The following is a 16,301-nucleotide window of genomic DNA, read 5'->3' as shown; positions in this document are numbered from 1 at the left end:
GTCGCGCTGCCGCTCCATCCCGAGTACCGGACGCTCCCGATGGTCTGGTACGTGCCGCCGCTCTCGCCGGTGATGAGCCTCGTCGAAGGACCCGGCTCCGAGGCCGACCCCGACGACGTCTTCCCCGCGATCGACGAGCTGCGGATCCCGATCGAGTACCTCGCGAACATGCTGACGGCCGGGGACCCCGAGCCGGTGCGGGTCGCGCTGCGCCGCCTGGCGGCCATGCGCGGCTGGACGCGAGAGAAGAACCTCGGCGGCGAGCCCGACCCGGCGGTGGCGGCCGCGGTCGGCATGGAGCCGGCCGAGATCGACGCGATGTTCCGGCTGCTCGCGATCGCGAAGTACGACGAGCGCTACGTCATCCCGCAGGCCCACGGCGAGATCGGCATCAATCCGCACTCCCGCCAGGGCGCGTGCGGCCTCGACTTCGAGGGCGGGCCGGGGAGCTGCGGAGCGCTGGAGCAGACGAAGGACCCGTTCGGGGCCGAGCCGCTCGCCGCGCCGGGGGCCCGCAGTGGCAACGGCTCGAACGTCGCGTTCCTCGACTTTCGCAAGGCGACGTGAACGCGAAGCTCCTCTCCGTCCTGCTCGCCTACCCCGACGACACGCTCGTCGAAAGCATGCCCGAGCTCCGCGCCGCGGCAGCCCAGCTGCCGCGCGGTGAGCGCCGAGCGGTCGAAGGGGTGCTCGACGCGATCGCGGGGACGCCGCTCGCCGGGCTCCGCCGCGCGTACGTCGAGACCTTCGACTTCGACCGGCGCTGCGGCCTCCACCTCACGTACCACACGCACGGCGACCGGAGGCAGCGCGGGCTCGAGCTCGTCCGCCTGAAGCGCCGCTACGCGGAGGCCGGGCTCCCCTTCGAGGGCTCGGAGCTGCCCGACTACCTGCCCGTGATGCTCGAGTTCGCGTCGCTTCGGCCCGACGAGGGAACCGAGTTGCTCGCGTCCTTCCGGGCGCCGCTCGAGCTCGTCAGGTCCGCGCTCGCGAATCGCGGCAGCGTCTACGCCGGCGTCCTCGACGCCCTCTGCGAGGCGCTGCCTCAGCCGACGGCGCGCCAGCTCGAGGAGGCGCGCAGGCTTGCCGAGGAAGGCCCGCCCGCCGAGCTCGTCGGGCTCGAGCCGTTCGGAGCGCCCGAGCTCGCGGAGGTCGGTGCGTGAATCGCGTCGACACGTTCTTCTGGGTGCTCCTGCCGTACGTCGCGCTGACGAGCTTCGTCGTCGGCCACGTGTGGCGCTACCGCCGCGACGGCTTCACGTGGACCGCCCGGTCGACGCAGCTCCTCGAGCGCCGGCTGCTCCTCGTGGGCAGCTTCGCGTTCCACCTCGGGATCCTCGGCGTCATCGGTGGACACGTCATCGGGATCCTGATCCCGAACACGTGGACGGACGCGGTCGGAGTCTCCCACGACCTCTACCACTGGGTCGCGATCGTCGCCGGCGGCGCCGCGGGGCTCCTGCTCTCGTTCGGCGCGATCGTGCTCGTCTACCGGCGCCTCAAGATCGACCGCATCCGCGCGACGACGCTACAGAGCGACTGGGTCATGTACCCGCTGCTCCTCGTCACCATCCTGCTCGGCATGCTCTGCACGTTCGTCGGCGGCCTGATCGACGAGTACGACTACCGGGAGACCGTCTCGCCGTGGTTCCGGAGCGTCTTCACGCTCCAGCCGAAGGGCGACCTGATGGTCGACGCGCCGTTCCTCTTCCAGGCGCACGTCACGATCGCGTGGCTCCTCTACGCCGTGTGGCCGTACACGCGGCTCGTCCACGTGTGGAGCGTCCCGTTCGGCTACCTCACCCGCTCGCCGATCACGTATCGCGCGAAGCGCGGCGCCGCACGCACCGCGCTTCGCTGACAGCCGCCCGCCTCCCGGCTACGGGACGATGTTGTGGTTCAGGTGGAAGACGTTGTCGGGGTCGTACCGCCGCTTCACCTCGACCAGCCGGTCGTAGTTCGGCCCGTAGGCCGAGCGGATCGCGTCGTCCTGGTCGTCACCCAGGTAGTTGAGCCAGCGGCCGCCGCTGAAGTGCTCCGAGAGCGCGGCATACGTGTCCTTCGTCCACGCGATGTTGGCCTCGGTGTGAGCGGGGTCGGTCCACTCGGACGGCAGGAGGAGGTTCCAGCCCTCGTCGCGGTGCGGAACCGCCGTGTCCGTCGGCGCGATCCGCGTCACGGCCCCGTGGAAGTGCTCGAGCAGGATCACGGTCATCGGTGAGGGGACCGACGCGAACCGCTCCGCCATCGCGTCGATCAGCTCGTCGGACAGCCCCGTCGTGAAGCTCGAGAGCCAGTAGTTGAGCGCGCCCTTCGGATACGCGGCATCGAGCAGCGTGTTCATCACCGGGTAGGGCATCGGGCCCACCTCGACCACGAGGGGCGTGCCCCAGGTCTTGAAGGGCGCGAGATCCCGCTCTGCCTCGTCCGGCGAGCCGGTGTGGAAGACGACCATCGCCGCGAGCTTGTGGCCCGAGCCGTCCGGCGCGTGGACGAGCCCCGCGAACACCGTCAGGTCGTCGGAGCCGCCGGCGACGGCGTCCCGGTAGAAGCGCAGCATCTCGGGGGCTGCGTCGATCGGGTGCGCGATGAGGCCGCCGGTCACCGTGCTCAGTGGGTGGAGCCGGTAGACGAGAGAGGCTGCGACGCCGAAGTTCCCGCCGCCGCCGCGGAGCGCCCACATCAGGTCGGGATGGCTCTCGTCGTCGACGTTCAGCGTCTCGCCGTCCGCCGTCACGAGCTCGACGCCGATCAGGTTGTCGGCCCCGAGCCCGTGCTTCGCCATCAGCCACCCGAGCCCGCCTCCGAGCGTGTAGCCGGCGATGCCGGTCGACGAGATCGCGCCGCCGGTCACGGCGAGGCCGTGGGCGTGCGCCTCCCTGTTGAGCTCGCTCCAGATGACGCCGCCCTGCGCCCGTACGGTCCGGGCGGCGGGGTCGACGTGGATCCCCTTCATCGGCGCGAGGTCGATCATCACGCCGCCGTCCGCGACCGCGCGGCCCGCCACGTTGTGGCCGCCGCCGCGGACCGAGACCTCGAGCCCGCTCGAGCGGGCGATCCCGATCGCGTCCGCGATGTCCGCGGCGCCCTGACAGCGCGCGATCAGCGCCGGCCGCCGGTCGATCAGCCCGTTGTGGACGCGGCGCGCGTCGTCGTAGCCGTCGTCGTCGGGCAAAAGCACCGTGCCCGAGAACATCCCCGTGAGCGCCTCGAGCAGCCCGGCGTCGATCGTCGAGATCGCCATACAGACCTCCCTGTCGTTTGTCTCGACCCCTCGGTCAGTATCCCACCGTGAGGACCGCTGTGATATCCAGCGGCCGTGAGCGACCACGGCGCAGCCCCCGAGGCGAGCCGCAGGCTGACCGGCGACGCGGTTCTCGTCGACCCGCTCGTACGGGAGTTGCTCGGCAAGCGGCTGGTCGGCGTCGTCGCGACCCTCGAGGAGGACGGGTCGCCGCATGTCGTGCCGGTCTGGTTCGCGGCCCGTCGTGCAGAGGTGATCCTCGCGACCTCCTCCCGCAGCCGCAAGGCGCGGAACCTCCACCGCGATCCGCGCGCGACGCTCTGCGTGCACGACTCCCGCTCCGGCACCGAGGTCTGCGGTGCGTCGTTGCGCGGCCGTGTAGAGATCGTCGGCGGGAATGCCGCGACGGAGCTCGTGGGGCTCGTTCACCGCCGTTACCTGACCGAGGCCGCAGAGGCTCTCCCGGAGGTCGCGGAGTTCGCCGCCTATGACGACGTCGCGCTGGTGCTCACTCCGGAGAGCGCCTGGACCTGGGACGAGCGCGGCAACCCCGCGACGGAGGCGCTGCGGCTCGCGGGTGGCGCTCTCCCGCTCGAGCCGACGACGTCGCGCTGAGCTGTGCCTACCGGCGCGTCAGCTCGTGGCTCCGCCCACGATGCCGCGTCAGCAGCAGGTGAAGGCCATCGGCGGGACTGCTCCCTCCTCCGGCTCTGGCAGCTCCGACGCGGCGAGAGCTGCGCCGTGCAGGATGTCCCGCTCGCTCACCTCGATCTCCGAGAGGCCGTAGCGCGCGAGGATCTCGCGGAGGACGACGAGGCCCGCGACGATGACGGGCGCGCGCATCGGCTCGAGACCCGGGACCTGCTCCCGCTCGACGAGCGGTAGCGAGGAGAGTCGTTCCAGCGTGGTCTCCACCGAGGCGAGCGCGAGCCGGTGGCGGTGCACCGAACAGCGCTCGCCGACCGCGATCGTCGCGGCGCTCGTCACCGTGCCGGCGACTCCGATCACCGCGGTCGCATCGAGCGGGGGGAGGAGAGAACGCACGTGCGCGGCACAGGCGTCGAGCTCGTGGCGCTCCGGAGGGTCAGAGCGGAGGAACCGCTCGGTGAGCCGCACGCTGCCCGCCTCGGTGCTGACGGCCCAGGCGATCCGGCCGCCGTTCGCAGTGACGAGCTCGGTCGACCCCCCGCCGATGTCGACCACGAGCGTCCCCGTCCCGATCGCTCGGTCGCTGGCGACGCCGCGGAGCATCAGCTCGGCCTCTTCGCCTCCGTCGAGCATGCGTGTCGAGAACCCGTAGCTCCACTCGATCTCCCCGAGGAACGCCTCGCCGTTGTCTGCGTCCCGCACCGCGCTCGTCCTGACGGCGAGGACGCGCTCGGCTCCGAGGGCCTCGGCCTCGCGCCGGTAGTCGACGAGGACGTTGCGGACGCGGGCGATCGCGGTGGGGAGGAGGATTCGCCGCCGGTCGACCGACTCCCCGAGCCGTGTGATCGCCTCTCGTTGCACGACCTCCTCCACGAGGCCGTGCTCGACGTCGGCGACGAGCAGGCGTGTGGTGTTCGTGCCGAGATCGACGGCGGCGACACGCATCCCCCGCACCGTACAACTCGAGGCGCCTCCTCTTGTCGTGAGGATCAGGCGCCGGGCAGGAACCAGAGCAAGCGCCGCATCACGTGGCGGGCCTCGCGGATCGCCTGCAGCTGTACGTCGAGCCTGGCGCGCGAGACCGCGAGTCGTGCGGCCGCCTCACGGAGGAGCGCGTTCGATGCATCGGCGCGTTCGAGGTGCTCCTGGATGCCGGCGGAGACGTCTGCGATCCGGGCCGACTCGGCAGAGAACGCGCGCCCTGTCGACTTGAACCCGCGCCAGAGCACGATGCCCCGCACGATCGCGTAAGCGAGCCCGGCGAGAAGGCCGACGAGGAAGACGGCGAGAGAGATCCAGAACGCCATGATCCGGTGCTACGATAGTGGCCGCGACGCGGGGTGGAGCAGTCAGGTAGCTCGCCGGGCTCATAACCCGGAGGTCGCAGGTTCAAATCCTGCCCCCGCTACTACAAAGGCCCTGCTGATCAGGGCCTTTCGCTGTTCTCGGGCCGCTCGAGCGGCTGTGAGTGCGGAGGGCCTAGCGGAGCGTCCGTCGATCTTCCACCCCCGTGAGCCACTGAGAGCTAGCAGGACCCCTTCCGAAGTGGAGCTACACGATGCGTTGTCATGCGGCTTCGCGTCTGCGCTTTTCGAGCATCCACACGCCGAGGATGCCGGCAGCAAGGAGGAGGACGGCCACGAGGACGGCAACGCCAAAGTTGAGACCGACCAATCCCCACATGAGTGCGCCTATCACGATCGCCATGCCGCCAGTGAGAATCATCGGAGACAGCGTCGCCAGATTCCGGTCACCACGTGTCATCACTCGGTCCTCCTAAGTGGATTTGAGCGGGACCACCCGGGAGAACATCGGTCGCGCTCGTGTCGCTCACGAGGCTCGTTCGAGGGACACTGTCCTCGCTTTCGGACTAGGCTCATGATGTATTAGACGCAGTTATATAGAGCACATCGGACATACCGCAAGGAGTCGGCAACTCCCAGCAGACCGCCTGGACGTGCTCCTTGCCTTATGAGAAGGTCGCTCTACCAGCGGCGGGCGTCCGCCGCATCATTCGGGGGAGGCGCAATGAAGCGTTTGCTCGTTGCAGTCGTCGTGTCCGCGCTGAGCCTCGCCACGGCAGGGACAGCGTCCGCACAGACGGGCGGAGGAGGTAGCTCGGACAACGCACCGGGCCAGGAGCGTGCGGCCGCGCAATGCGAACAGGTCTGGTCGGACATTCAGGCAGAGCTGCGTGCTGGTGGCGGCCCCAAGTCTGGTCCGTCCGTCGGGCCGATCGGGACGTATCCGGACGGATCGGGCCCGACGAACTGCGACCATTTCTGGCAGGGTCAAGGCGCGATCGGAAACGGTTAGGCATCTTCCCGAGGAGCACCGATGCTCACCGCGAGTGAGCATCGGTGCGAACTCGCGCTCTACCCGCTCCGGTCAGACGCGGTAGCTCGCGCAGCCGACGATTCCAGTTCGGGATGAACTGGTCGATCTACGCCGAGTTCGTCGGCGACGTCTTCGGCGTCCCGCTCGCGATCGAAGGGTTCGCCGCCTTCATGCTCGAGTCGACCTTCCTCGGGCTCTGGATCTTCGGCTGGGACCTAACTCGTGGATGCAGAGCCCGATCGGCTTCGACGTCGTCGACGGTCGCGCGGGATAGGCTCGCCCTCGGTGTTCTTCTCTCTCCCGAGCTGGGCCGTAGCTCTTCTCGTCTTCGCGGTTGTCGGCGGCGCATGCGTGCTCGGCGCGGCCCTCGGCCGCTACCTACGGCGGCACACCGACGTCCTGCGCGAGCCGATCGGCGTCCTCCAGGCCGCGCTCCTCGGTCTGGTCGGGTTGATCCTGGCTTTCGGCCTGAGCCTCGCCGTGGGCAGGTACGAGGCGCGGCGGGCCGCTGTCGTCGCCGAGGCGAATGCGATCGGCACGACGTATCTCCGCGCGCAGCTCATCGCCGAGCCCGGGCGCTCCGAGTCACTCGACCTGTTGCGGCGCTACACGGATCTCTCCCTCCGGCTGTCGCACGAGGTCCCGAACAGCGCCTCCATGATGCGGACGACGGCTCAGCAGTCCATCCTCCAGAGGCGTCTGTGGCGGCTCGCCGGCCAGGCGATCGGAGCGGCGCCTACCGCGAGCGCACCCCGCCTCTACGTGGACACGCTCAACGACATGATCGACCAGGAGACGGTGCGCGTAGCGGCCCTGAACAACCGCGTCCCGGGGGCGGTGCTCGGCCTCGAGGTGATCGGGGCGGCGGTCGTCGTCGGGTTGCTCGCCCTGTATCTCGCCGTTCTCGGGCGCGGACTGCTCGCCGCGATCGTTGCCGCCGGCCTCGTGACGCTGCTCCTCCTCGTCACATTCGACCTCGACCGCCCGACGCGCGGGCTGATCAAGGTTCCGGACACACCGCTCGAGTCGTTGCGTGCCTCGATGCTCCTGCCACCGGCGGCAGGCCCGTGACGACGCCGCGAGCGCGAACAGAAAACGCGGCCACGAGGGCGAGGACCGAGGCCATCGGTGCAGCCCAAGAGAGACGGAGGCCCACTCGCCGCGGTGTCATGCCGACGTCTGCGCGCTCGATGCCGCGACGACTCCGGCGAGCCGGCGCGCCTGGCCGCCGATCACGCGGAGCATTCCGCCGAGCGTCACGTCGTACCCGACGAAGTGCAGCCCCGGTGCCTCCGCGAGCTCCTCTGCGCCGTGGACGAGCGGGACTCCGCGCTCGTCGAGGACGCCGAGGTGGCCGACGAGCGGCTCCAATCCCGTCCGGAACCCGGTCGCGGCGACGAGGACGTCCACCGCTGCACGACTGCCGTCCACGAGGACGACGGCCTCGCCGTCGAGCCGCTCGACGTCGGCCACCACCCTGACACGCCCGCTACGGATGGCATCGACGATTCCGACGTCGATCACGGGGATGACGCGCCGGCGGAGGAACTCCGAATACGGCCGCTCGGGCGCGGGCAGGCCGAGCGGCGCGAGGTCGGGGAAGGCGATCCGCCGCATGGTCGCAGCCACCCGGTCGGCGACCGAGACCGGCAGGTGCGAGCTGGCGATCCCGAGGAGTTGCGTCGGGATCCCGGCTGTGTCGCGCCGGACGATCGCCGGAGGAGTGCGGACCGAGAGGAGGACCTCGGCGGCTCCGCCGGAGGAGACGTCGGCCGCGATCTCCGCGCCGGAGTTGCCGCTTCCCACGACGAGCACGCGCCGTCCGCGAAACGGCTCCGGGTTCCGGTACGCCGTGGAGTGGACGATCTCGCCTTCGAAGGTCCCGGGCCAGTCGGGGACGAACGGGATGTTGCTGTACCCCGTCGCGACCACGACACGGTCGGCGTCGACGTCACCGCCGGCGGAGCGGACGACCCAGCGTTCGTCCTCGCGATCGATCCGGTCGACGTCGACACTTGCGCGGACGTCGAGGGCGCTCCGGGCTGCGTACGCTCGGAGGTAGTCGACCACGCCGTCGCGGGACGGCCATCTACCGGAGGAGCGCGGGATCGGGTATCCGGGGAGCCCGGAGAGCCACCGGACCGTGTGGAGGTGCAGACAGTCGTAGCGCGAGGTCCACGACGCGCCCACCTCGGTACGTTCGAGCACGACCACGCGCGCGCCCGCCTTCGCGAGCATCGCAGCCGCGGCGAGCCCCGCGGGGCCGGCGCCGACGACGCAGACGGACGGCCGGTCGGCTACCGCCGGCGCGGTCACGGACGACGGCTGCGCATCTGCGCGCGGAGCGCGTCGAGCCGACGGCGGTCCCGTTTCGTCGGTCGCGCTCCGAGATCCGCCCCCAGCGGGCGCGAGAGCTTGCGCTCGAGCGAGCGCTGTTCGCGCCGGGCGATCGACTCGGGCGTCTCCTGGTAGAGCGTGGCGGCGACCGCAGCCGGGCCTCGCTTCTCGGCGACGGCGAGAACGACGAGCTCGCGCCGCACGTCGGCGACGGTGACCTCGATGCGATCTCCGGCGCGGACGTCCTTCGACGGCTTCACGCGGACGCCGTTGACGTGCGCGCGGCCGCCGAGCACGGCCTCGGTTGCGGCGCCACGTGTCTTGAAGAGCCGCGCTGCCCAGAGCCACCGGTCGATCCGCACCCCGTCCATCCGGCCATGATTGCAGGCCTCCGCGGTGCGCCACGCGTGGTTTCCCGGGCACGGGATCAGGGCATTCGTTCCCTGCGAGGGAGCGCCCGTAGCATGTGCTTGCACGGCCGACGCCCGTCGTTGCGGCGCGCCCCGGCCGCTCAGCCGACCAGAGGAGGAACGTCATGAAGGCGTACCAGCTCGTGGAATGGCAACAGCCCCCCGAGTTCCGCGACGTCCCCGTGCCCGAGCCCGGGCCGGGGGAGGTGCTCGTCAAGGTGGGTGGCGCGGGCGCGTGCCATTCCGATCTCCACCTCATGGAGTGGCCGGAAGGCACGTTCGCGTTCGAGCTTCCCTTCACGATCGGGCACGAGAACGCCGGCTGGGTCGAGGCGCTCGGGCCCGGTGTCACGGGTCTCGATGTCGGAGAGGCGGTCGCCGTCTACGGGCCCTGGGGGTGCGGACGCTGCCGTGCGTGCCGCCTGGGGCGTGAGAACTACTGCGAGCGGGCGGCGGAGATCGGGGCGCTCGGCGGCGGGCTCGGCCGCGACGGCGGCATGGCCGAGTACCTCCTCGTCCCCTCGGCTCGCCTCCTCCTGCCGCTCGGGGATCTCGACCCGAAGGAAGCCGCCCCTCTCTCCGACGCCGCGTTGACGCCGTACCACGCCGTCAAGCGGAACCTCGAGCGGCTCGTCCCCGGCTCCGCCTGCGTGGTGATCGGCGTCGGCGGGCTCGGGCACATGGCGGTGCAGATCCTCCGCGCCGTGACCGCGACGCAGATCATCGCGGTCGACCTCGACCCTGCCAAGCTCGAGCTCGCGCGCGCCGTCGGCGCAGACGAGGTCGTTCCCTCCGATGCCGATGCGGCCGCAACCATCAGGGAGCTGACGCACGGGCTCGGCGCGAGCGCCGTCCTGGACTTCGTCGGCGCGGAGCCAACGATCGAGCTCGGCGCCTCCGTGGTCCGCCCGGAAGGCGAGGTCACGGTCGTCGGGCTCGCCGGTGGCACGTTCCCGTTCCGGTTCGGCGCGATGCCCTGGGACGCCGCCCTCACGGTGCCGTACTGGGGATCGACGATCGAGCTGATGGAGGTACTCGACCTGGCCCGCGCGGGGAAGATCCGCTCGCACGTCGAGGAGTTCTCGCTCGACGACGCTCCCGACGTCTACGAGCGGCTGCGGGAAGGGAAGATCGACGGCCGCGCGGTGGTCGTGCCCGCATAGCCCTTCGCCCCGCGACACGGCGTGACCCGTGAGCCGCCGCCGAAGGTCGGCGCCGGCTCGCGATGCCTCGAGTCGTTGTGAGCAGATCGGGTATCACTCACGCAGGGAGAAAGCTCGGAAAGGGGTTACCGATGCGCCGGATCCTGCTTCTGACGGCGTTCCTCGTCGTCATGACCGCCACCGCCGCCACGGCGAAGTCGTCGTTCCCGGAGGTGATCCCGCTGCCCAACGGCTGGCAGCCGGAAGGGATCGCGGTCGGAAACGGCACGACCTTCTACGTCGGCTCGATCCCGACCGGCGCCGTCTACCGCGGCGACCTCCGCACCGGGAAGGGCACGACGCTCGTCCAGGGCGCATCCGGCCGTGCGGCGATCGGCGTCGAGTTCGACCGCGGGCGTCTCTTCGTCGCCGGCGGCTCGACCGGCAAAGGGTTCGTCTACGACGCGCGCACCGGCGCGCTCGTCCGTGAGCTGCAACTCGCGACCGGCGGCGGCGCCACCTTCGTGAACGACGTCGTCGTGACGAAGCGCGCCGCGTACTTCACCGACTCGAACCGCGCAGTGCTCTACCGGGTTGCGCTCTCGAAGAACGGTAATCCCGCGACATCCGCCCAGGCGGTTCCCCTGACGGGCGACTTCCAGCTCGTCTCCGGGTTCAACCTGAACGGCATCGATGCGACGCCGAACGGCAAGACGCTCGTCGTCGTGCAGAGCGCTACCGGGAAGCTGTTCAGCGTCGCGCCGGGAACGGGAGCGACGAAGGAGATCTCGCTCGGCGGCAGCTCCGTTCCGAACGGCGACGGACTGCTTCTGCACGGGCGGACGCTCTACGTCGTCCAGAACCAGTTGAACAAGATCGCCGTCGTGACGCTTGCGAAGGGCTTCGCGTCGGGCACGATCGCGCGGACGATCACCGACTCGGACTTCGACGTTCCGACGACGATCGATCGGCACGGGAAGTCGCTCTACGCGGTCAACGCGCGGTTCGGCACGACACCCGACCCGTCGACCCCGTACTCGGTGGTGCAGGTGCCCCGCTGAGCCGGAGCTCCATGCTAGATTTACTTGCGTATGCAAGGAAATCACATGGAGCTGGGGATCTACACGTTCGCGGAGCTGACGCCCGACCCGGCGACGGGTCGGACCGTCAGCCCCGCAGCGCGCCTGCGTGATCTCCTCGAGGAGATCGAGCTCGCGGATCAGGTCGGTCTCGACGTCTTCGGTGTAGGTGAGCACCACCGGCCCGACTTCGCCGTGTCGGCGCCTGCCGTCGTGCTGGCCGCCGCCGCTCCGCGGACGAAGCAGATCCGGCTCACGAGCGCCGTGTCCGTGCTCGGTTCCGACGATCCGATCCGTGTCTTCCAGGACTTCGCGACGCTCGACCTGCTCTCCGCCGGTCGCGCCGAGATCATGGCGGGACGCGGGTCGTTCGTCGAATCGTTCCCGCTGTTCGGCCACGACCTGCGCGACTACGACGCGCTGTTCGCCGAGAAGCTCGACCTTCTGCTCGCGGTCCGGGAGGCGGAGCGCGTCACGTGGTCAGGGCACCATCGCGCGGCGCTCGACGACCGCGGCGTCTATCCGAGGCCGCTCCAGGATCCGCTGCCTGTCTGGGTCGCGGTGGGCGGCACGCCGGAGTCCGCTGTCCGGGCGGGCACACTGGGGTTGCCGCTCGCGCTCGGGATCATCGGTGGCCTACCGGAGCGGTTTGCTCCGTTCGCCGAGCTACACCGACGCGCAGCGGCCGAGGCCGGCCACGAGCCGCCCGCGCTCAGCATCAACTCCCACGGCTTCGTCGCCGAGACGGCGCGTGAGGCGGTCGACGTCTCCTACGGGCCCTTCGCCACCATGATGGACCGCATCGGCCGCGAGCGAGGCTGGCCGCCGATGACGCCGCAGACGTTCGAGGCCGCGCGGTCGCTCCGCGGCGCGAACTTCGTGGGGACACCCGACGAGGTCGTCGAGAAAATTCTCTTCCAGCACGAGATCTTCGGCCACCAACGCTTTCTCCTGCAGCTCTCGGTCGGGACGATGCCGCACGACCGCCTGATGAAGGCGATCGAGCTCTTCGGTACGCAGGTAGCCCCGGCCGTGCGGAAAGAGCTGGGCCGACGCGCGGCCGGCGCAGTCCCGGCTCACTCGTAGCGCAGCGCCTCCGCAGGCGCGATGCGCGACGCGCGGATGGCGGGCGCGAGCGTCGCGAGCAGCGCGACCGCGTACACGAGGACGAAGATCAGCACGAGGTCGCCCCACGGCACCACCATCTCGAGGTTCGCCCAACTCGGGGTCTTCCGCGAGTCCTCGATGATGTTCCACCCGAGGAGCAGCCCAAGGCCCGTCCCGACGACGATCGCGGTGAGCGCGACGAACGAGGACTCGAGCAGGAAGACCGTCTGGATCATCGTCCGCCGGAAGCCGATCGCGCGCATGACGCCGATCTGCTGGCGCCGCTCGACCACGGCCCTCGCGCTGATCACGCCCAGCGCCGCAACCCCGACGACGAGGCCGAGCGCCATGAAGCCCTGGATCAGCCGGTTGAACGTCTTGTTCGCGGCGACGGAGTCCTGGACGACCTTCTGGATCGACTCCGCCTCGAGGCCGTTGGTGATGAAGGCCGACTCGAGCCGCTGCGCGGCCGCGCCCGGGTCGATGCCGGGAGCGACGCTGAAGTAGTGGATCGTCGGCTCCGCCCGGCCGGGGAACGCCGCGGCGAGGGTTGACTGTGAGCTCGAGATGCCGCTCATCTCGAAGGGGGCGGAGTCGGAGAGGACGCCGATGATCGTCAGGCGCGTCTTCTCGCCCGTCTGCTTGTCGAGCACTTCGACGGGGACCGGGTCGAAGGGCTTGCCCTCGTCGGCGTAGAAGCCCGTGACCTTGAAGTCCGACGGCATGACGTTGAAGCCGAAGTTGTCGCGCCGCTGCACGACGAGGCTGTCGACGACGGCGAGGCCCACGTGCTCCTGCAGGGCCATCCATACGTCCCGTGAGCTCGTGTACCCGCGCGCGATGGAGCCGAGCTGGAACGTCGTGTGGGAGAGGAACGAGCTGTCGAGCCCGCGCACGTGGTAGTTCTCGAACGGCCGGCCCGTGCCGAGCTGACGCGCGTCGACCGCGAGAACGGATTGGCTGCCCACCACCGGATAGTCGGACGCCCGGGCGCCGAGGCGCTCGCGGAGCGCGGCGCCCATGTCCGGAATCGCGGCACGTGCCCCGGTACCCGCGCGGATGTCGAATCCACCGCCGAAGGTGTCGACATCGTTGAAGGCGGCCTGGAACGAGCCGGTCGACGTCGAGCCGGTGACGAGTGTGAAGACGACGAGGGTGAACATCGCGAGCGTCGTGCCGGTCCGGAACCGGCTCTTGAGCGGGTACGCCATCGACATCCGCAGGAGCGGCGTCAGCGCCTTGATCCGGCCGAGGGCCGCCATCATCGCGCCGAGCAGCAGGTCGGCGTTGTAGACGATCACCCAGACGGCGCCGACGACGATCATCAGCCCGGAGACGATCCACGTCGAGAAGTCCATCGCCAGGGGGCCGAAGACGGACTCCCACATGCTCCACGGGAGGAGCAGCAGGACGACCATCGTGAGCCCCGCGACCGTGTACGCGATCCGGTCCGGAATGCCGACGAGGCGCGCGAGCGGGACGAGGCTGACGATGAAGAGCGACACGCCCAGCATGAGCGGCGTCGCGGCATTCCCCGCGGTGAGGACGAGCAGGACGCCGAGCAGTCCGCCCAGACCGCCGAGGACGATCCTGCGGCGCGGGCGTACGACGGGCGGCTCGGGCAGGTTCCTGATCGCAGTGGCGATCGTCATCGTGCTCACGCGCCAGGCGGAGAACGCGACGACCACCAGGGTCAGCAGCACGCCGAGGGCAAAGGCTATGAGCAGGCTCTGCCAGGTGAACGCGAACTCGACCTGCAGGCCGGCGTCCTCGTTCTCGGCGCCGAACGCCTTGGCCATCAGGAAGACCATCCCGAAGGCGACGATCGCGCCGAGTATCGCCCCGACGATCGCGGCCACGACGTCGTATGCCGCCCCCTCGAACGTGAACATCTGGGTCAGATGGCCACGTCGCGTGCCGACGGCACGGGCGATTCCGAGCTCGCCGCGACGCTCCGCGGCGAGCATCACGAAGATCAGGAAGATCAGGAGGATCCCGGCCGCGATCGAGAACGAGCCGAACGTGGTGAAGAAGGCCATGAAGGCGCTCCCGGCCTCGTCCGCAGACTCGATCGCGTCCTGTTTGATGGTCTGCAGCTCGAGGTCGTGCGCCTGGAGGGTCGGGGTGAGCGTCCGCTCGACGGCGTCGGAGAGCGCGACGGCGCTCCCGCCGGAGCCGCGGTTGGAGATCATCACGCCGAGCACCTGCCCGTACCGCGCGTAGAAGAGCTGCGCTTCTTCGAGTGGGAGCAGCAACGCCGCGTCCGCGGTCGCGGCTCCGTTGAACTCGACCACGTCCCGCACCCGCAGGACGGCCCGGCTGCCTGCGGGATACGCGATCACGGTGTCGCCCGGCCGTACGCCGAGCTCGTCGGCGGCGTCGGTGTTCAGGTAGGCCTGGCCGGGGCTCAGATCGGCGAGCGACACGTGGCTGCCGTCGGAGCCGACGATGGGCGAGAAGCCCTTCATCCCGGCCGGGTCGGCTCCGAAGAGAGTGACCGTGGGCTCGCTCTGCTTCGTCCGCGGCGCCTGCACCGCCATGTGGTCGACCACCACGTTGACGACACCGTCCGCGAGGTTGGGGCCGAGCGTGGAGCGGATCTCCCCGGCGACCGACTCGGGGAACCAGCCGACGCCGCTCGCGTCGCCGAGATCGCCCGGGATGTCGTCCACGGCTCCCTTCGCCGAGACGACCTCGTCCGACTCACCCAGCGCCGCGGTCGCGGTGGTGCGGATCGTGTGGCTCATCGTGTCGCCGGTGACGAGCGCGGCCGCGACGATCGTCGTCCCGAGCATCAGCCCGAGCACGATGAGGCTCGTCCGCGAGCGCCGACGGCCGAAGTTGCGCACCCCGAGTCGGACGAGCACGGGGTTCCGGATGGCGAGCACGGCCAGGATCCCGAACGCCACCCCCAGCCCGATCGCGAGGATCAGGAGCAGGGTGTCGAGCGGGATGCCGAAGAGCTCGTTCACGCCTCGACAGCGACCTTGGGCGGCTCGACGTACGCGACCCGGTAGTGCTCACGGCCGGCCGGCGAGCGGTAGATCGTCACGAACTCCTCGGTGACCGAGGCGGCGAGGCCGGCGCTCGCCTTGGCTGCCTCCTCGCTCTCCCAGAACGTCAGGACCATGCCCTTCCCCTCCGGGGTGAGCATCACCGCGACGCCCTCGTAGCCCGGTGCCTCCCGGACCCTCGGCATGACGTCGGCCTTGAACTGCTCGAGAACGTCGTCGACGTCGGTGCGAAGCGTGTCGATGTCAAGCAGCGTGACCCGTGAGAACATGTTCCACCTCCAACAGCTGTTGCTCCTCGACGACCATGCCGTCGAGCATCCGCACGATGCGGTCCGTCTTGCGGCCCACGGAGATGTCATGGGTGACGATGAGGAAGCTGAGCCCTCGCTCGATGTTCAGCTGACGCATCAGGGCGACGATGTCCTGCGCGTTCTCCGAATCGAGGTCGCCCGTCGGCTCGTCCGCCCAGACGATCGCCGGGTCGTTGACGAGCGAGCGCGCGATCGTGACGCGTTGGCGCTCCCCGCCCGAGAGCTCGTCGGGGACGTGTTCGGCCCGGTGGCGGAGCCCGACGAGCTCGAGCGCGTCCAGCGCGCGGCTTCTGGCGCTGCGCGCGCTCTCCCGCGCGATGAGGAGGGGAAGCTCCACGTTCTCGACCGCGCTCAGCACCGGCATCAGGTTGTAGAACTGGAAGACGAACCCCATGTGCCGCGCGCGGTAGTCCGTGCGCTCGCGGTCGGACATCTCCGACAGGGACGTCCCCTCGATCAGAATCTCGCCCTCGTCGATGGAGTCGAGCCCGGAGAGGCAGTTGAGCAGCGTCGTCTTGCCGCAGCCGCTCGGGCCCATGATCGCCACCATCTCCCCACGTGCGAGCGTCAGGTCGACACCGCGGAGGGCCGCGACCTGCACGACCCCGGTGTCGTAGGTCTTCACGATCGACCGGGCGTCGACGATCGGCGGGCTGATGCTCATGGCAACTC

At 70.0% G+C, this 16,301-nt stretch carries 16 protein-coding genes, 1 tRNA gene and 2 pseudogenes; 10 read left to right on the top strand and 9 right to left on the bottom strand.

The window, feature by feature from the left end; translation table 11 throughout:
- The 3 genes and pseudogenes from narY to narI form a co-directional block, all read left to right on the top strand.
- Window positions 1-567 (top strand): annotated as a pseudogene (narY, locus tag VNM44_RS11750) (nitrate reductase subunit beta); the annotation flags it as partial.
- Complete coding sequence (gene narJ, locus VNM44_RS11745) at window positions 564-1,163, top strand: nitrate reductase molybdenum cofactor assembly chaperone (RefSeq protein WP_325626069.1); 600 nt, start codon at window positions 564-566, stop codon at window positions 1,161-1,163. The pseudogene narY and the gene narJ, both read left to right, overlap by 4 nt.
- Complete coding sequence (narI, locus tag VNM44_RS11740; protein ID WP_325626068.1) at window positions 1,160-1,861, top strand: respiratory nitrate reductase subunit gamma; 702 nt, start codon at window positions 1,160-1,162, stop codon at window positions 1,859-1,861. The genes narJ and narI overlap by 4 nt, the downstream gene beginning before the upstream one ends.
- Window positions 1,862-1,879: 18 nt before the next feature.
- On the opposite strand, the gene VNM44_RS11735 is transcribed toward narI, so the two are convergent.
- Window positions 1,880-3,244, bottom strand: a complete 1,365-nt coding sequence (locus VNM44_RS11735; RefSeq protein ID WP_325626067.1) for an FAD-binding oxidoreductase — start codon at window positions 3,242-3,244, stop codon at window positions 1,880-1,882.
- A 75-nt stretch (window positions 3,245-3,319) separates the two neighbouring features.
- On the opposite strand from VNM44_RS11735, the gene VNM44_RS11730 reads away from it, so the two are divergent.
- The gene (locus tag VNM44_RS11730) at window positions 3,320-3,859 is read left to right on the top strand and encodes a pyridoxamine 5'-phosphate oxidase family protein (RefSeq protein WP_325626066.1); all 540 of its coding nucleotides are present in this window, start codon (window positions 3,320-3,322) and stop codon (window positions 3,857-3,859) included.
- 48 nt (window positions 3,860-3,907) lie between these two features.
- On the opposite strand, the gene VNM44_RS11725 is transcribed toward VNM44_RS11730, so the two are convergent.
- Both VNM44_RS11725 and VNM44_RS11720 read right to left on the bottom strand, forming a co-directional pair.
- The gene (locus VNM44_RS11725; protein ID WP_325626065.1) at window positions 3,908-4,837 is read right to left on the bottom strand and encodes a hypothetical protein; all 930 of its coding nucleotides are present in this window, start codon (window positions 4,835-4,837) and stop codon (window positions 3,908-3,910) included.
- Between the two features lie 44 nt (window positions 4,838-4,881).
- On the bottom strand, window positions 4,882-5,199 hold the full coding sequence (locus tag VNM44_RS11720) for a hypothetical protein (protein WP_325626064.1): 318 nt from the start codon (window positions 5,197-5,199) through the stop codon (window positions 4,882-4,884).
- Between the two features lie 27 nt (window positions 5,200-5,226).
- On the opposite strand from VNM44_RS11720, the gene VNM44_RS11715 reads away from it, so the two are divergent.
- Window positions 5,227-5,300 (top strand) — tRNA-Met (locus tag VNM44_RS11715).
- 158 nt (window positions 5,301-5,458) lie between these two features.
- Here the strand turns inward: VNM44_RS11715 and VNM44_RS11710 are convergent.
- Window positions 5,459-5,656, bottom strand: a complete 198-nt coding sequence (locus VNM44_RS11710; RefSeq protein WP_325626063.1) for a hypothetical protein — start codon at window positions 5,654-5,656, stop codon at window positions 5,459-5,461.
- A gap of 647 nt (window positions 5,657-6,303) precedes the next feature.
- Between VNM44_RS11710 and VNM44_RS17125 the strand changes: the two are divergent.
- Window positions 6,304-6,444 (top strand): annotated as a pseudogene (locus VNM44_RS17125) (cytochrome ubiquinol oxidase subunit I); the annotation flags it as partial.
- 70 nt (window positions 6,445-6,514) lie between these two features.
- Entirely contained in the window at window positions 6,515-7,300 is a 786-nt protein-coding gene (locus VNM44_RS11705; RefSeq protein ID WP_325626062.1) for a hypothetical protein, read from the top strand.
- Between the two features lie 96 nt (window positions 7,301-7,396).
- Here the strand turns inward: VNM44_RS11705 and VNM44_RS11700 are convergent, their stop codons facing one another.
- Together VNM44_RS11700 and VNM44_RS11695 are read right to left on the bottom strand one after the other, a co-directional pair.
- The gene (locus VNM44_RS11700; protein ID WP_325626061.1) at window positions 7,397-8,545 is read right to left on the bottom strand and encodes an NAD(P)/FAD-dependent oxidoreductase; all 1,149 of its coding nucleotides are present in this window, start codon (window positions 8,543-8,545) and stop codon (window positions 7,397-7,399) included.
- Window positions 8,542-8,937, bottom strand: a complete 396-nt coding sequence (locus tag VNM44_RS11695; RefSeq protein WP_325626060.1) for an RNA-binding S4 domain-containing protein — start codon at window positions 8,935-8,937, stop codon at window positions 8,542-8,544. The genes VNM44_RS11700 and VNM44_RS11695 overlap by 4 nt, the downstream gene beginning before the upstream one ends.
- A 164-nt stretch (window positions 8,938-9,101) precedes the next feature.
- Between VNM44_RS11695 and VNM44_RS11690 the strand changes: the two genes are divergently transcribed.
- From VNM44_RS11690 to VNM44_RS11680, 3 genes are all read left to right on the top strand, one after another.
- Complete coding sequence (locus tag VNM44_RS11690) at window positions 9,102-10,139, top strand: NAD(P)-dependent alcohol dehydrogenase (protein WP_325626059.1); 1,038 nt, start codon at window positions 9,102-9,104, stop codon at window positions 10,137-10,139.
- Window positions 10,140-10,270: 131 nt separating this feature from the next.
- A complete protein-coding gene (locus tag VNM44_RS11685; protein ID WP_325626058.1) occupies window positions 10,271-11,179 on the top strand; it encodes a hypothetical protein in 909 nt (302 codons plus the stop codon).
- Between the two features lie 45 nt (window positions 11,180-11,224).
- On the top strand, window positions 11,225-12,283 hold the full coding sequence (locus VNM44_RS11680; RefSeq protein ID WP_325626057.1) for an LLM class flavin-dependent oxidoreductase: 1,059 nt from the start codon (window positions 11,225-11,227) through the stop codon (window positions 12,281-12,283).
- Here VNM44_RS11680 and VNM44_RS11675 read toward each other — a convergent pair.
- Genes VNM44_RS11675 through VNM44_RS11665 form a run of 3 tightly spaced genes read right to left on the bottom strand, consistent with a single transcriptional unit; the run spans window position 12,274 to window position 16,293 of the window.
- Window positions 12,274-15,276, bottom strand: a complete 3,003-nt coding sequence (locus VNM44_RS11675; protein ID WP_325626056.1) for an ABC transporter permease — start codon at window positions 15,274-15,276, stop codon at window positions 12,274-12,276. The genes VNM44_RS11680 and VNM44_RS11675 overlap by 10 nt on opposite strands.
- Window positions 15,273-15,587 carry an antibiotic biosynthesis monooxygenase gene (locus VNM44_RS11670; protein ID WP_325626055.1) on the bottom strand — a complete coding sequence of 105 codons (315 nt, stop codon included), beginning with the start codon at window positions 15,585-15,587 and terminating at the stop codon, window positions 15,273-15,275. The genes VNM44_RS11675 and VNM44_RS11670 overlap by 4 nt, the downstream gene beginning before the upstream one ends.
- Window positions 15,562-16,293, bottom strand: a complete 732-nt coding sequence (locus VNM44_RS11665; protein WP_325626054.1) for an ABC transporter ATP-binding protein — start codon at window positions 16,291-16,293, stop codon at window positions 15,562-15,564. Before VNM44_RS11665 ends, VNM44_RS11670 begins: the two co-directional genes overlap by 26 nt.
- Window positions 16,294-16,301: the final 8 nt, after the last annotated feature.

The sequence above is a fragment of the Gaiella sp. genome, assembly GCF_035558935.1.
In the GTDB taxonomy this organism is placed as follows: domain Bacteria; phylum Actinomycetota; class Thermoleophilia; order Gaiellales; family Gaiellaceae; genus Gaiella.
The sequence above is the reverse complement of the archived record's forward strand: the minus strand, read 5'-3'. Positions and strand labels throughout refer to the sequence as shown.

Coding starts and splice junctions, on each gene's coding strand:
- VNM44_RS11735 (WP_325626067.1), bottom strand. CDS start 3,244: ATGGCGATCTCGACGATCGACGCCGGGCTGCTCGAGGCGCTCACGGGG.
- VNM44_RS11725 (WP_325626065.1), bottom strand. CDS start 4,837: ATGCGTGTCGCCGCCGTCGATCTCGGCACGAACACCACACGCCTGCTC.
- VNM44_RS11720 (WP_325626064.1), bottom strand. CDS start 5,199: ATGGCGTTCTGGATCTCTCTCGCCGTCTTCCTCGTCGGCCTTCTCGCC.
- VNM44_RS11710 (WP_325626063.1), bottom strand. CDS start 5,656: ATGACACGTGGTGACCGGAATCTGGCGACGCTGTCTCCGATGATTCTC.
- VNM44_RS11695 (WP_325626060.1), bottom strand. CDS start 8,937: ATGGACGGGGTGCGGATCGACCGGTGGCTCTGGGCAGCGCGGCTCTTC.
- VNM44_RS11690 (WP_325626059.1), top strand. CDS start 9,102: ATGAAGGCGTACCAGCTCGTGGAATGGCAACAGCCCCCCGAGTTCCGC.
- VNM44_RS11685 (WP_325626058.1), top strand. CDS start 10,271: ATGCGCCGGATCCTGCTTCTGACGGCGTTCCTCGTCGTCATGACCGCC.
- VNM44_RS11680 (WP_325626057.1), top strand. CDS start 11,225: ATGGAGCTGGGGATCTACACGTTCGCGGAGCTGACGCCCGACCCGGCG.
- VNM44_RS11670 (WP_325626055.1), bottom strand. CDS start 15,587: ATGTTCTCACGGGTCACGCTGCTTGACATCGACACGCTTCGCACCGAC.
- VNM44_RS11665 (WP_325626054.1), bottom strand. CDS start 16,293: ATGAGCATCAGCCCGCCGATCGTCGACGCCCGGTCGATCGTGAAGACC.